The following is a 697-nucleotide window of genomic DNA, read 5'->3' as shown; positions in this document are numbered from 1 at the left end:
TCGGCCCGACACGGAAGATGACCGGGTAACTGTTTTCATCCAAACGCCCATACGCGTCTCGCTTCATCACACGTACTTGATCGCGCGGGCTCAACCGGCGCGACAAATCCCACGCGTTCAGGACGAGCGGTTCAGCAGTGTTCGAGACCGCGAAACCGTCAGTTGAACTCACCGAAGCACGGGAAGACACGCCCAAAACCAATTCGGGGGCTTTCGCCAAGACATCAGTTACACTTTCAGACATAGAGAAACCTCCCGCAAGGGCTGGTGATCTGGATTAGCTCAGACCTCGTGCCGGCAAGCGAAGAGGGTTTGAGCTACGAAACTTGGAGAAGCCCGTCGCGCAAGCGGCGGGCTCTTTCGTTTAAGCGACCGTGGTGATGGGCGGCTCCTCAGCGTTGGGGTGTGGCGGAACGGGCGCGTACTCAGGCATGCCGAGCTCGCGGGCAAGAATGGAGGCGATGTAGTCGCCGTAGGTCATTCCAAGATCTTCAGCATTCTGCCGAATAGCATCGCCAACCGGACGTGCAGGCTTGGTCATGAACGCGTCACGATCACCCTTGCTGGGTCGTCCCCGATTTATCCTTGCCATGAGACCAGTAAAGCGCACGATTTCGTTTAAGGAAACGACATCCCACCGGCGTGTCGGAGGTCAGTCATTAAAGTCTCGCCTGCGACTGGTCCTGCAAAGTTGCTG

Annotated in this window: 1 protein-coding gene; it reads right to left on the bottom strand. The window is 57.4% G+C overall.

Translation table 11 applies throughout. The features are described from left to right. A partial coding sequence (locus JF66_RS24730; RefSeq protein WP_231556527.1) for a hypothetical protein occupies window positions 1–244 on the bottom strand: 244 nt, incomplete at its 3' end. Window positions 245–697: the final 453 nt, after the last annotated feature.

The organism is Cryobacterium sp. MLB-32 (assembly GCF_000738085.1).
Taxonomy (GTDB): Bacteria; Actinomycetota; Actinomycetes; order Actinomycetales; family Microbacteriaceae; genus Cryobacterium.
The sequence above is the reverse complement of the archived record's forward strand: the minus strand, read 5'-3'. Positions and strand labels throughout refer to the sequence as shown.